The sequence below is a fragment of the Actinomadura fulvescens genome, from assembly GCF_039533225.1.
In the GTDB taxonomy this organism is placed as follows: domain Bacteria; phylum Actinomycetota; class Actinomycetes; order Streptosporangiales; family Streptosporangiaceae; genus Spirillospora; species Spirillospora fulvescens.
In genome coordinates this window covers 160499-174448 of sequence record NZ_BAAATD010000001.1, presented here as the reverse complement: position 1 = coordinate 174448, position 13950 = coordinate 160499, and the positions used below count along the sequence as shown (strand labels likewise).

Annotated in this window: 9 protein-coding genes; 1 reads left to right on the top strand and 8 read right to left on the bottom strand. The window is 71.8% G+C overall.

Annotated elements, in window-relative coordinates:
- Positions 1-38: 38 nt before the first annotated feature.
- The 4 genes from ABD333_RS00755 to ABD333_RS00740 all read right to left on the bottom strand — a co-directional run bounded on the left by ABD333_RS00755 (position 39) and on the right by ABD333_RS00740 (position 5804).
- Entirely contained in the window at positions 39-1565 is a 1527-nt protein-coding gene (locus ABD333_RS00755) for a DUF2079 domain-containing protein (protein WP_344536666.1), read from the bottom strand.
- Positions 1566-1750: 185 nt separating this feature from the next.
- Complete coding sequence (locus ABD333_RS00750) at positions 1751-4450, bottom strand: FtsX-like permease family protein (protein ID WP_344536664.1); 2700 nt, start codon at positions 4448-4450, stop codon at positions 1751-1753.
- On the bottom strand, positions 4447-5208 hold the full coding sequence (locus tag ABD333_RS00745) for an ABC transporter ATP-binding protein (protein WP_344536662.1): 762 nt from the start codon (positions 5206-5208) through the stop codon (positions 4447-4449). The genes ABD333_RS00750 and ABD333_RS00745 overlap by 4 nt, the downstream gene beginning before the upstream one ends.
- Positions 5205-5804, bottom strand: a complete 600-nt coding sequence (locus tag ABD333_RS00740; protein ID WP_344536661.1) for a PadR family transcriptional regulator — start codon at positions 5802-5804, stop codon at positions 5205-5207. The genes ABD333_RS00745 and ABD333_RS00740 overlap by 4 nt, the downstream gene beginning before the upstream one ends.
- 137 nt (positions 5805-5941) lie before the next feature.
- On the opposite strand from ABD333_RS00740, the gene ABD333_RS00735 reads away from it, so the two are divergent.
- Positions 5942-6772 carry a hypothetical protein gene (locus ABD333_RS00735; protein WP_344536659.1) on the top strand — a complete coding sequence of 277 codons (831 nt, stop codon included), beginning with the start codon at positions 5942-5944 and terminating at the stop codon, positions 6770-6772.
- Positions 6773-6955: 183 nt separating this feature from the next.
- On the opposite strand, the gene ilvC is transcribed toward ABD333_RS00735, so the two are convergent.
- The 4 genes from ilvC to ABD333_RS00715 all read right to left on the bottom strand — a co-directional run bounded on the left by ilvC (position 6956) and on the right by ABD333_RS00715 (position 13694).
- Positions 6956-7939 carry a ketol-acid reductoisomerase gene (gene ilvC, locus ABD333_RS00730; RefSeq protein WP_344536657.1) on the bottom strand — a complete coding sequence of 328 codons (984 nt, stop codon included), beginning with the start codon at positions 7937-7939 and terminating at the stop codon, positions 6956-6958.
- Between the two features lie 83 nt (positions 7940-8022).
- Positions 8023-8547, bottom strand: coding sequence for an acetolactate synthase small subunit (ilvN, locus tag ABD333_RS00725; RefSeq protein ID WP_344536656.1), 525 nt, complete (start codon positions 8545-8547; stop codon positions 8023-8025).
- A 5-nt stretch (positions 8548-8552) separates the two neighbouring features.
- On the bottom strand, positions 8553-10529 hold the full coding sequence (locus ABD333_RS00720) for an acetolactate synthase large subunit (RefSeq protein WP_344536654.1): 1977 nt from the start codon (positions 10527-10529) through the stop codon (positions 8553-8555).
- A 66-nt stretch (positions 10530-10595) separates the two neighbouring features.
- The gene (locus ABD333_RS00715; protein WP_344536652.1) at positions 10596-13694 is read right to left on the bottom strand and encodes a putative bifunctional diguanylate cyclase/phosphodiesterase; all 3099 of its coding nucleotides are present in this window, start codon (positions 13692-13694) and stop codon (positions 10596-10598) included.
- Between the last annotated feature and the right edge of the window lie 256 nt (positions 13695-13950).

Sequence of the window (13950 nt, the reverse complement as noted above, 5' to 3'; positions counted from 1 at the left end):
AACTTCACTGGGTTTCTGACCAGAGTGATCCTCGTTCCTTACTGGACATCGCGTGCGGTAAGGGCCGCCTGCTTGCGATCGCTCCGGGGGATGTTCGCCGGGTCGGGTCCCGGCCGGTGCAGCACGACGAAGCCCGCCCGCTGGAAGACCCGGCGGTAGCCGCTCGCGACCAGCAGTTCCACGCGGCGTATCTGCTCGTCCCGGGAGGCGAACGGGAACTGGCGTTGGCGGGTGTCGCCGATCACCCAGGGAGCGTCGCGGGGCTGCCAGTCCCACAGCAGCACGCGGGTGCGCGTCGACAGCGTCGGCCCGAGCGGATTGACCGTCTCGACCAAGGCCCCGTCGGGCACCAGGGCCGCCGCCTGCGCGGCCGCCCGCGCCCGCTCGTTCCGCCGGTAGAACGAGGCGTCGCCGAACTCCGCGAACGAGAAGAACGGCACCGTCACGACCGCGGCGACCAGCAGCCCGGCGGCCGGGGCCGTCCGGGGGGCGCGCCCGGCGAGCCACCTGCGCAGCCGCAGCGCCCCGTCCACGGACGCGAGGAGCAACACCGCGATCAGGAAGGCGTTGTAGTGGTAGCGGGGCTCCCACCAGTTGGGGATGCGGTCGGCGAGCATCCGTTCGGCCAGCAACGGGACGGCCGTCAGCGTCAGCGGTGACGCCAGCGGGAGCAGCAGCAGGGGCAGGACGAGCAGCGCCATCGTCGTCAGCTTGATCGACGGGGTTCCGAGCGCCGTCACCCCGTCCCACGGGTGGGTCAGCAGGTGCAGGGCGGCGCTCGGCAGGTCGGGCCCGAACGAGCCGTACGCCCAGTAGTAGTCGTCGTCGCCGCCGAAAGCCGGGATCAGGAGCCGTGAGCTCACCCACGTCGCGACCAGGCCGACGGCGACGTGGACCGCCCCGGCGCACCGTTCCCCCCGCCTGGTCAACAGGAAGAGGCCGAACCCCGCCAACAGCAGGCCCATGTCCTCCTTGACCAGCAGCAACAGACCGGCCACGAGCGCCGCCTGTCCCCGCCGCCCCGCGTCGTACCGCTCGACCAGCAACGCCGAGAGCAACGGCACGAACGCGACCTCGTGGAAGTCGAAGGCCAGCGCCTCGGCGATGGGCCACGACACCATGTAGGCGCCGCAGACGCAGTACGCCGCGGCGGAGCCCAGCCGGCGCTCGGTGTAGCGCCAGATCGGCACGACCGCCAGCGCCAGCAGCACCGCCTGAGCGATGACGAGGGTCTCCGGCCCGTCGTGGACCCAGTAGAGCGGGGCCAGGACCGCCAGCATCGGCGAGAAGTGGTCGCCGAGGATCGAGAAGTCGGGCCCGAAGCCGTTGTGCACACCCTTGACCATGGCGACCGGCAGCTCGAACCGGCTGTACGAGCGGATCGCCTGATCAAAGATCACGAGATCGTACGTGCTCGCGCGGAACGTGTGAATCCGCAACAACGAATAGGTCGCGTAGAACACCGACGCCACGGCGACCAGCACAGCGAGACCCGGAACACGCCGGGGAACAGGCGTCTCAGCACCGCCGTCCACCAGCTCTCCCGCCGCAACCGCCTCAGTCACGCGCCAGAAGGCTACCAGTCCCCGCCCGCCCACTCTGCCCGATCACGTAACCACCCCACCACAACACGTACGCCATCCAACCCACCAACTCCGCCCAGCCATCCCGCCCATTTGCGTGTGCCTCGGGACGGTCAGGGTGGGCGTGTCGCGCGGTTGCCGTTAGGGCGACCGCGCGACACGTTGGGTTAGGCGGCGGTCCTTCGGACCATGGGGAGGCGGGAGCGGGTGAAGAGGCCCGCGGCCAGCATCGCGATCAAGGGGACGACGATTCCGATGGCGCCGAGGAGTTCCCAGGGGATGGCGACGATGGTGCCGTGGTCGGTCGTGTTGATGGAGCCGCCGCTGAAGTCGGCGCTGGCGCCCCCCTGGGTGGGCGCGGTGAGGGGCCGGGCTACGGCGATGCCCGGCGCCAGTCCGGCCAGGATGCCGAGCCAGCAGCCGAGGATCGCGATGAACCCGGCCTGCCCCATCATCAGCAGCCGGCGGGTGCGCGGCCGGGCGCCCACCGCGGCGAGCGTGGCCAGGTCGGGGCGGGAGTCCGCGGCCGAGAGCCCGGTCGCGATCAGTGAACCGCCCAGCACCATCAGCGTGCCGGCCAGGCCGAGGAACAGCAGGATCTGGCTGAACGACTCGGTGAAGCCGCGTTCGACGTAGATCGAGGCCGAGTTGAGGTCCGCCGTGATCCCGTCGAGCCGCTCCTGGACGCGCGACTCCTCGTCCTCGGTCACCCGGTGGTCGGCCCGGTCGATGCCGAGCGCGACGTTCTCCATGGGCAGCCCGATCCGCGTCGCGACGGCGGGTGGCACCAGGGTGCGGACGCCGGTCGCGTCGGGCACGGCGATCGCGGGCAGTCTGCCGAACGACCGGATCACCTTTTCCCTGTCCTCCGCGTACTCCTTCACCGCGACGGGGACCGTGCCGCCGGCCGGCGGCTTCACGTGGAAGAGGACGATCTTGCCCGCGGTGAGGGCGGCGGTCACGGCGGGATCGTCGCGGCCGAGCAGGAACCGGGCCTCCCGCGGCCCGCCCACCAGGTGGTCGATCGTGATCGGCTCGGGTCCGCGGTAGCCCTTCCCGAACGTCGCGAACGGGCATTTGCCGGGCCCCTGCCCCATGCAGATCCGGTCCTGGCCGGGCAGGCTCCGCAACGGTATGGCGGGCACGCCCGGCATCTCCCGCGCGACCGCCTGGCGCATGCGTTCGGCCAGCGCGTTCTGGTCGCCCTCGTAGGCGTTCGCCTGGATTATCGTGGTGCCCATCGGCAGGCGTGCGCGGTACTCGTCGCGGTTCTGCGCGAAGTCGCTCGCGCCTCCGATGGCGAGCGCCGTGATCCCGGCGACCGCGGCCATGATCGCCGCGACGGCGGGCGCCGCGCGGCCCCGGTTGCGGGCACCGTCGCGGACCGCCAGCCGCATGGGCAGCGGCAAGCGGCTCGCGGTGCGGCCCGCCACGCCGACCACCCACGGCCCGATCATCACACAGCCGATGATGATCGCGACCGCGCCGATGGCGGCCCCGAACTCCCTCCAGAGCCGGACGCCGACCAGGCAGAGGACGATGCCGCCGGCGATGAGCGCACCCCCGGCGATCGGCCAGCCGCGCCGGGACCTGGCCTGGTCGCGACGGCCGCCGAGGGCGGCCACGACGTCCATCCGCGCGGCCTGGCGCGCGGGCACGTACGCCGCGGCCAGCCCGCTGACCGCGCCGAGCACCATCGGCACCGTGATGAGGACCCACGGGATCTCGAACGGGCCCAGGGTGGTGTCGGAGTACGCCTCGTACACCGGTCCGGCCGCGGCGGCGAGGCCGATGCCCGCGACGGCGCCGATCAGGGCGGCGGCGCCGCCGATGACGATGCCCCCGGCCAGCACGACGGTGCGCAGGTGCCGGGCGTCACCGCCGCTGGCCGCGACCAGCGCCAGCTGGCGCCGCTGGCGCCGCACCCCGACAGCGAACGCGGGACCCGCCAGCAGCACGACCTCCAGGACCACCATCGCAACGATCATGGCGGCGATCGCGACGGTGGCGTTGTCGACCGCCGTTTCGGACCGGCTCGACGTCGGGATCTGGTCGGCCGACGGCGGGTCGTTCACCACGGCACGCGAGAGGACCGTGATGCCGAGCTTGTTGAACGCCTGCACGTCCGCCCACGTGACCGGTTTGCCGCCGGTGCCGACCAGCCACTGCGAGTTGGTGGCCGACGCCCCCGGGTGCCGGCCCCCCGTTTGCTCGGGGAACGCGCCGGGAAGCGCGACCGCGAGGGGACGCTCCGCCGTCAGCGGGTCCGCGACGAAGCCGACGACGCGCTTGTTCGCCCCGGTCGCCTCGACCACTGCCGTCGAGCCGAGCCGGAAGCCGCGCTCCTGGAACTTGGACGGCAGCGCGACCTCGTCGGCCGTGGCGGGCAGCCGTCCCTTGCGGAGCATGGCGAGGCCGGCGGTCAGCGGATCACGCAGATCGACCTCGGTGACCTCCACCTGCAGCAGGCCGCGTTCGGTCCTGATCCCCGCCGCCTTGCCGACGACGTACGGCAGGACCTTGGCGTCCGGGCCGTACTTGGCCCGGACCTGCCGCGTCATCTCCTCGGTGGACCACGGCTTGGGCGCCTCGTCCATGCCGGCGCCGCCGAAGGTGGTGTCGGCGGGGTTCTGGGTCACCGGTGACCGCGCCACGCCGGTGAACCGCGCGTCGGCCCGGCCGAGGTCGTACGGCAGCGATTCGCGGGCCGACCACTCACCGGTCTTGAACAGCACCGACAGGGCGACAATGGCCATGACCGGGAGCCCGATCATGCACAGCACGAGGATCGTGCGGCCCTTGGAGCGCAGGGCGTCCCGCCGGGCGATGCGCAGCGCGACGCCGTACCCGGCGCCGCGACCGCTCACCGGGTCTCCTGCAGGAGAGACTCGGGACCGGGCCGCCCGCCGGTGGCGTCGACCATCCGGCCGTCCCGCAGGAAGATCACCCGGTCGGCCCAGGCGGCGTGCCGGGACTCGTGCGTGACCATGAGGCAGGCCGCCCCGGCGTCGCAGCGGGCGCGCAGGATGCGCATGACGTCCTCGCCGGTCTGGCTGTCGAGCGCGCCGGTCGGCTCGTCGGCCAGGACCAGCCGGCGGTCGCCGACCAGGGCGCGGGCGATCGCCACCCGCTGCTGCTGGCCGCCGGACATCTCGTCGGGGAAGCGGTCGGCCAGCTCGGGGATGCCCACTTCCTGCAGCGCGATGGCCGCCTCGCGGCGGGCCTGGCGTGCCCGGACGCCGTCGAGCTCGCGCGGCAGCATCACGTTCTCGGCCGCGGTGAGGCTCGGGATCAGGTTGAGGTCCTGGAAGACGTAGCCGATGCTGCGGCGGCGGAGCGCCGCGAGCCCGGCCGTGCCGAGCGTGCCGAGGTCGGCGCTCTCGACGACGACCCGGCCCGCGGTGGGCCTGTCGAGGCCGCCCGCGAGGGTGAGCAACGTGGACTTGCCGGACCCGGACGGGCCCATCACGGCCACGAACTCCCCGGCCGCCACGGAAAAGCTGATCTCCCGCAGGGCGTGCACGAGGTTGGCGCCGGCGCCGTGGTCACGGGAGACCTCGTGCATGTCGAGGACGTTGGGCGCCTCACTGGCGACGTTGGGCGCTTCACTGGCAAGGACGCTCATCGGCGTCCCCCCTTCGCGGTCTGGGGAGTACCGGACTCCTCGGCCTGCACGGGAACGGGTCGGTCCACGTGCTCGGCGCGGATGACGTAGGCCTCACAGTGGTCGAGCCAGCGCACCTCGGCCTCGGCCTGGAAGATCATGGATTCGAGGACCAGCCGCCAGGCCCGGTCACCGGCGTCGACCGGGATCGCGGGGGCGTCGGCCTTGAGCCGGGTGAGGTCCTGGAGCGACCTCAGGGTCGCTGTGCGCTGAGCCTGGACCACCTGGCGAACGTCGATCCCGGGGGTCGTGACCGCCATGGCGAGCTTGATGGCGAGCTCGTCGCGGGGACGGTCGGCACGGGCGATCGGAGTGGCGAACCACTGCCGCACGTCCTCCTCGCCCGCCGGAGTGATCCGGTAGACGAAGCGGCCCTCGTCGTCGGCGCCCACCCGGGTGACGAGCTCGTCCCGTTCGAGCCGGGAGAGCGTGGAGTACACCTGCCCGATGTTGAGCGGCCAGGTCGACCCGGTGGACGACTCGAACTCGGCGCGCAGCTGGTAGCCATAGCGGGGCCCCTGGGCGAGAAGCGCCAGCAGACCGTGACGGATCGACATGCGTACCAAGTATGCATACCAGGTATGCCGTGCGCAATACCGAGTATGCATCCCCGGCGACACGCTGTTCGGATTTCACCGTGGGCGATCTGCCGGAGCCTTACCGTAACGGATGTCCCCGCCTTCAGGAGAGCCTTGTGACCTCAGACCGCAGTGTGCTCCACGACCTCCTCCGCGTGTACGACCACCGGTTCCTCGCCATGGACGGCCCGCAACGCGACCGCCTGATCCAGGGCACCCGGCAGGTCCTGGGCGAGGGGCTGGGCGACGACGCCCGTGCCGACCTGCCCGTCGCCTACCGGCTGCGCGCGTTCTGCATCCTGCACGGCCTGGAGGACGAGCTGGAGCGGCTGATCCGGGAGGAGGTCGAAGGCGTCAAGGCGGGCGCCGTCGTGGTGGGCGGCCGTGTCTACGCCGTCCATCCGTACCTGCGCGGCGTCCCCCGGCAGGACGCCGACCTGACGAACGAGGTCGGCGTGGAGCACCGGCTCGACGCCGTCTCATGGCAGGGCCGCAAGCTCCGCGTCCGCGGCCACGCGCGCATCGAACGCATCGAGGCGCGCGAGACCAAGGTCGAGGTGCTGCTCCGCGAACGCCACACCGGGGTCGAGCACCGTTTCCACGCCGACCCGGCCGCGGACGGCGGCTTCGAGGCCGTCGCCGACCTGAGCGCGTCCGCCGTCGGCCCCGGCCGCTGGGACGTGCACGTGGCCGCGTCCGCTCTCGGCGTCACCCGCGCGGCCCGCTTCGGCACCATCCGCGGCGACCGGATCAAGACCGAGCCGCAACGCCGCGGCCTCGACGGGGCCTGCACGGCGAAGATCTACTTCACCAAGGGCGGGCACCTCGCCGTCCTGATCCGCAGCGACCGCCGGCGCTCCCCGCTCCGCACCCGCCTCCGCCGCCTGTCCCGCCGCACCCTGGCCCGCCACGCCCTGAGCCGCTGGCCCCTGTCCCGCCGCAGCTGAGCCCGCACGCCCTACCCGCCACGCCCGACCCGCCACGCCCGAGCCGCCGGGCCTGGCCTTGCTACGGACGACCCGCCACGACCGCTCTATCGGCGCCCAGGGGGCAGAGCCGCCGCGCCCGACCCCGCACGTGCGAAGCGGGGACGCCCGGGTGGGCGTCCCCGCTTCGGGTGGGGCGCTGGGTCAGTCGTTCAGCCAGCTCATCATCGGGCGGAGGGTGGCTCCGGTCTTCTCGATGGGGTGCTCGGCGAGTTCCTCGCGGTACTTGCGGAACTGCACCTGGCCGCCCTCGAACTCGGCGACGAGCTCCTTGGCGAACTGGCCGGACTGGATCTCACCGAGGATCTTCTTCATCTCGGCCTTGGTGTCGGCGGTGACCACGCGCGGGCCGCGGCTGTAGCCGCCGTACTCGGCGGTGTCGGACACCGACCAGTACATCTTGGAGATGCCGCCCTCGTACATGAGGTCGACGATCAGCTTCACCTCGTGCAGGCACTCGAAGTAGGCCACCTCGGGCTGGTAGCCGGCCTCGATGAGGGTCTCGAACCCGGCCTTGATCAGCTCGGACAGGCCGCCGCACAGCACGGCCTGCTCGCCGAACAGGTCGGTCTCGGTCTCCTCGGTGAAGGTCGTCTTGATGCCGCCCGCGCGCAGTCCGCCGATGGCCTTGGCGTACGACAGGACCAGCGGCCAGCCGTTGCCGGACGGGTCCTGCTCCACGGCCACGATGACCGGCACGCCGCGGCCCGCGGTGTACTGGCGGCGCACCAGGTGACCCGGGCCCTTCGGCGCGACCATGCAGACGTCGACGCCCGCCGGGGGCTCGATGAGGCCGTAGCGGATGTTGAGGCCGTGGCCGAAGAAAAGCGCGTCGCCCTCCACCAGGTTGGGCTTGATGTGCTCCTCGTAGATGCCGCGCTGCAGGTGGTCCGGCGTGAGGATCATGATGAGGTCGGCCTCCTCGACCGCCTCGGCGACCGTCAGCACCCGCAGGCCCTCGGCCTCGGCCTTCTCCCGGCTCTTGGAGCCCTCGGCGAGGCCGACCCGGACGTCCACGCCGGAGTCGCGCAGGGAGAGCGCGTGCGCGTGCCCCTGGCTGCCGTACCCGATCACGGCGACGTGCCGGCCCTGGATGATGCTCAGGTCGGCATCGTTGTCGTAGAACATCTCAGCCACTGTGGTGCTGCCTTTCGATTCTTAGGTGATGGGGCTTTCGGTGATGGGTCGTACTTCAGGGGTCGTGCGCAGGCTCACGCGCTGCGCTCGATGGCGCGCAGCGAGCGGTCGGTGATCGAACGGGCGCCGCGGCCGATGGCCACCATGCCCGACTGGACCAGCTCCTTGATGCCGAACGGCTCCAGCACCCGGATCAGGGCCTCCAGCTTGTCGCGGTTGCCGGTGGCCTCGATGGTGACGGCGTCGGGGGCCACGTCGACGACCTTGGCGCGAAACAGCTGGACGGTCTCCAGGACCTGCGAACGGGTCTCGGAGTCGGCGCGCACCTTGACCAGGACCAGCTCGCGCTGCACCGACTGGGTCGGGTCCAGCTCGACGATCTTGAGCACGTTCACCAGCTTGTTGAGCTGCTTGGTGACCTGCTCCAGCGGCAGTTCCGCGACGTTCACCACGATGGTCATCCGGGAGATCTCCGGGTGCTCGGTGGTGCCGACCGCGAGCGACTCGATGTTGAACCCGCGCCGGGAGAACAGGGCCGCGACCCGTGCCAGGATGCCGGGCTTGTTCTCCACCAGGACGGAGAGAGTGTGCAGGCTCATCTCGGTCAGTCTCCGTTCTCGAAGTCGGGCGCCAGGTCCCGCGCGATCTTGATGTCGTCGTTGGTGGTGCCGGCCGCCACCATCGGCCAGACCATGGCGTCCTGGTGCACGACGAAGTCGATCACGACGGGGGCGTCGTTGATCTCCATCGCCTTGGCGATGGTGGCGTCGACGTCCTCCGCGCGTTCGCAGCGCAGCCCCACGCAACCGTACGCCTCGGCCAGCTTCACGAAGTCTGGAATTCGCTTGGCGTGCATGGCCGGGGACTGGAGGTTGGTGTTGGAGTAGCGCTCGTTGTAGAAGAGCGTCTGCCACTGCCGGACCATGCCGAGGTTGCCGTTGTTGATGACCGCGATCTTGACCGGGATGCCCTCGATCGCGCAGGTGGCCAGCTCCTGGTTGGTCATCTGGAAGCAGCCGTCGCCGTCGATCGCCCACACCTGGGTACCGGGCGCGCCGACCTTGGCGCCCATCGCGGCCGGGACCGCGTAGCCCATGGTGCCCGCGCCGCCGGAGTTGAGGAACGCGCCGGGCCGCTCGTACTTGATGAACTGCGCCGCCCACATCTGGTGCTGGCCGACGCCCGCGACGTAGTAGGCCTCCGGGCCGACCAGCTGGCCGATGCGCTCGATGACCTGCTGCGGCGACAGCGAGCCGTCGCCGGGCTTGTCGTAGCCGAGCGGGTAGGTCTCGCGCCAGGCGTTGAGCTGGCGCCACCAGTCCTCGTAGTCGCCCTTGCGGCCGCTCTCGTGCTCGTTCTGCACCGCGACGATCAGATCCGCGATGACCTCGCGGGCGTCGCCGACGATCGGGACGTCGGCGTGCCGGTTCTTGGAGATCTCGGCCGGGTCGATGTCGGCGTGCACGACCTTGGCGAACGGGGCGAAGCCGTCGAGCTTGCCGGTGACCCGGTCGTCGAAGCGGGCGCCCAGGGTGACCAGCAGGTCGGCCTTCTGCAGGGCGCCGACCGCGCCGACGCTGCCGTGCATGCCCGGCATGCCCATGTGCAGCGGGTGGCTGTCGGGCAGCGCGCCCTTGGCCATCAGGGTCGTGACGACGGGCGCGCCGGTCAGCTCGGCGAGGATCTTGAGCTCGGCCGAGGCACCGGCCTTGATCACGCCGCCGCCGACGTACAGCACGGGACGTTCCGACTCGACGATCAGCCGTGCCGCCTCGCGCACCTGCTTGGAGTGCGGCCGGGTGACGGGCCGGTAGCCCGGGAGCTGCATCTGCACCGGCCACTCGAAGCCGAACGTGGACTGCAGCGCGTCCTTGGAGATGTCGACCAGGACCGGGCCGGGGCGGCCGGTGGAGGCGATGTGGAACGCCTCGACGATCGTGCGGCCGATGTCCTCCGCCTTCGTCACCAGGAAGTTGTGCTTGGTGATCGGCATCGTGATGCCGGCGATGTCGGCCTCCTGGAAGGCGTCCGTGCCGATCGAGGCGCTGGGCACCTGGCCGGTGATCGCCACCATGGGGACCGAGTCCATGTACGCGTCGGAGATCGGCGTGACCAGGTTGGTCGCGCCCGGGCCGCTGGTGGCCATGCACACGCCGACCTTGCCGGTGACCATCGCGTAGCCCTGCGCGGCGTGCCCGGCGCCCTGCTCGTGCCGGACGAGGATGTGGCGCAGCTTCTTCGAGTCGAAGAGCGGGTCGTATGCCGGGAGGATCGCCCCTCCGGGGATGCCGAACACCGTATCGACGCCGACGTTCTCCAGCGCGCGGACCAGCGCCTGGGCTCCCGTCATCTGTTCGGTCGTCATGTTCCTGTTTCCTTGGGGAGAGTCGGGCTGAAGAACTTGCGGCCAACAAAAAACCCCCGCCGCCGGTTGGCGGTCGAGGGGCGCGCGCAGGTGGAAGTGCTTGATCAGCCTGCGCGCCGACCAAGTACTACGAGAATGATGGAACCGCTCTGCACGAAAGCCACTTTCGCCGACTTCACCGCGCCGGTCAAATCCTTGGACGTATTGTCTCGGCATATGAGACGACGGACAATGGGCAGAGAACAGCGGGAGACTCGCCCATGCGAGTCTCCCGCAGCCGGATCAGCCTGGTGAGAGCGCCGTTCCTTCCAGGGGAAGGGAGGCCCCGCCCAGCTCCGGGGCACCGAGATTGGTGCGGACCAGGGACTCGACGCGTCCGGCGGCCATGGGCCTGGCCACCAGGAAGCCCTGCCCGCGCGGGCAGTCCATCTCGCGCAGCAGCTCCAGTTGCTCGGGCCGTTCGATGCCCTCGGCGACCACGGTGAGCCCCAGGTCACGCCCGAGCCGCACGATCGTCCGGGTGAGCAGGGTGAGCGTCTCGTCGGAGCCCAGCCCGGCCACGAACGACGGGTCGATCTTGATGATGTCCACCGGGAGCTGGCCGAGGTAGGCCAGCGAGGCATAGCCGGTGCCGAAGTCGTCGATCGCGAGACGGACGCCCAGGTCGCGCAGCGCCGACAGGCGTTCCACGCTCTGCCCGGCGTCCTCGACCAGTACCTCCTCCTTCACCTCGACGGTGAGGGCCTGCGGCGGCAGCCCGGTCTCCTCCAGCGCCGCCGCCACCGACTCGACGAACCGCGGCGCGGCTATCTGGCGGGCCGTGAAGTTGACCGACAGGCCCACGTCCCAGGACTCCCGCCGCCACCGCGCGACCTCGCGGCAGGCCTCGCGCAGCACCCAGTCACCGAGCGGGATCATCAGCCCGGACACCTCGGCGGGCCCTATGAACTCCTCCGGCGGCACGGCGTCGTTGCCGCGCCACCAGCGCACCAGGGCCTCCACGCCGGTGACCCTCGACGTGGCGAGCTCGACCACCGGCTGGAACTCGACGGTGAACTCCTCCTCGGCGAGCGCACGCTGCAGGTCGCTGCCGAGCTCCAGCCGCCGTACGACGTCGGCGTGCATGTGCGGCGCGAAGACCTCGACCCGGCCGCCGCCCAGCTCCTTGGCGCGGGCCATCGCCAGGTCGCCGTTGCGGATCAGCTCCGCGGCGTTCCGGCGCAGCAGCCGCCCCGCGTTCGGTCTCCGGGCCGTCTCGCCCGCGACCGCCACGCCCGTCTCGGCGCACGGCTCGGCGCCCGGCTCCTGGTCGTCGACGAAGGCGATCCCGACGCTGGCGGTGAGCACGATGCCCTTGCCGCCGACACGGTAGGGCTCCACCGACAGGACGCGCAGCAGCCGTTCGGCGAGCTCGACCGCCGTCTGCGTCTCGGTGGGGTTCTCCACGAGGACGGCGAACTCGTCGCCGCCCCAGCGGGCCACGGTGTCGTCGGCCTGGACCGTGGAGCGCAGCCTGCGGGCCGCCTGCGCGAGCACCTGGTCGCCCGCCGCGTGCCCCGCGGAGTCGTTCACCGCGGTGAAACCGTCGAGATCGGCGAAGACCACGGCCACCTTGCCGCCGCACTCCTGCCGGGACAGCACATCTCGGGTGCGCTCCTCGAAGTAGGCGCGGTTGGGCAGGCCCGTCAGTCCGTCGTGGAACGTCAGGTGCGTGACCTGGCGTCGCAGGGCGGCCTGCTCGCTCAGATCGCGGGTGGTGACCAGCATCCGGCCCGGCGCCTCCCCCGTGCCGCTGTAGCGGGAGATCGTCGACTCGGTCGGCAGCCAGGTGCCGTCCGCCGCCCGGACCCGGCACGACACCCGCAGCGTGTCGGGCACCGGGTCGTCGTCGGCCGCGGCCGTGCCCTCCTCGGCGCGCAGGAACTCGGTGAAGACGTCCTGGACGTGCGGCAGGTCCTCGGGGTGGATGATCTCGTGCAGCGGTCGGCCGAGCAGCTCCTCCGGGGCGTAGCGGTAGGTACGCAGGGCCCCGGCACTGGCGTACTGCACGACGGCGTCGAGGTCGCAGATCAGCACCGCGTCGTTGATGCTCTCGGAGAGGGCGCGGAAGTGCTCCTCGCCGGTGCCCACGGCACGGCGCAGGCCGTCGTTCTCGCGCAGCAGCCCGGCCAGGCGGACGAGCAGGACGATGGTCGCCGACCCCGCGACCAGCGAGACGACGGGCTCCAGCCCGTCCGTCCCGGCGAGCCCGCGGCCCGCCACGAAGAGGGTGGCGGCGGCGGCCACGGCGGCCGGTGTGATACCCGGACCGATCATCCGGCCGGGCTGGTCGGCCGGCTCGCGCCCTCTGCCCCCGTCGGCAGCGGCGACGCCGTCCGGACCGGTCCAGGGAACGAGGGCGAGCAGCAGCAGGCCGCCGATGCGCAGGATGTCGGCGGGGTCGTCGGTCACGGCGCCGCCCCGCAGCCGGACGGCCAGGCTGACCACGTCGGCGGCGGCGAACGCCACGAGCGCCACGTACCCCGTCCAGGCCGACCGCCGGTGCCCGCGCGCGGCGCCGAGGACGAACGACAGCGCGCCGCAGACCAGGACGGCGGCGACCAGCGGGTAGAGCAGTTCGAGCAGGAACTCGGCGGGCGTCTCGTCCGACCGCCGGTAGAGATCGCTGAGCAGCGCCACCCAGCCCAGCACGAAGAGCGCGCACACGCACACGTACGTGTCGGCGGCGTACCGGAGCCAGGTCCGGGCGTCGCGGGGCAGCCGGATCGGCACGACCAGGCCGATCACGAGGGCGATCACGGCGGCCAGGTAGAAGAGGTCGAAGACCGACGCCGACATCGCGCTGCGGCCCGGCGACGGCGAGATCGCCGAGCCGATCGCGCCGACGAGCCAGCAGGCGGCGGCGATCCCGTACCACCGCCAGGCGGCCCGCCATCGGGTCTCGCCCTGGACGCGCCCGGACGTGTCAGGGCCGTCGTCCACGGGAAGGACGGCCGGTCCGCCCGGGTCGGGCTGGAGCAGGCGGGCGTCGTCCGGCAGGTCGCCCGCAAGGCCGGGGACGTCCCGCTCGACGTCGTCGATCAGGATGTCCGCGGGATGGCCGGTATCCGGGCGCCCCGCGTCCAGGCCGGCCGTGCGTGCGCCGGACGGCCGGCGGGCCGCGACGAGCAGCGAGCCGGTCGCGGCGGCCGCGGCGGCCACCTCGGCCCACGCCGTGAAGGTCGCGCCGCCCCACCCGAGCAGGGAGCCTATGGTGTACAGCACACCGATGATCGCGACGATGCCGATGGGCACCGCCGGGGGCGGCACGCGACGGGACGGCCACCGCGCCTCACGGTCGCGATCCCGTTCCACCGCCCGCAGAGCGTTCTCGCCGCCCATCGCGCCGTGTCCCTTCCTGCCTTGTGGGAGCGTCTGCTCCCGCAGCCACTCCGCTGCACCTATGGAATGTTCGTCCCGAGGCGTCGCCTGGGGGCGAACCCCAGACCCCGAATACCTCGCCCGGCCGCTCGGACAACGCTCCGTGCGTAGTGGAACGTGCCCTGCGCAGGTTGTGCGCCGGGGGAGCTGGCGGGCACATCCGCTGCGCCGGTCATCGGACAGCGACGTTGCTGCAGTGCGGGATCACCGTGATGCT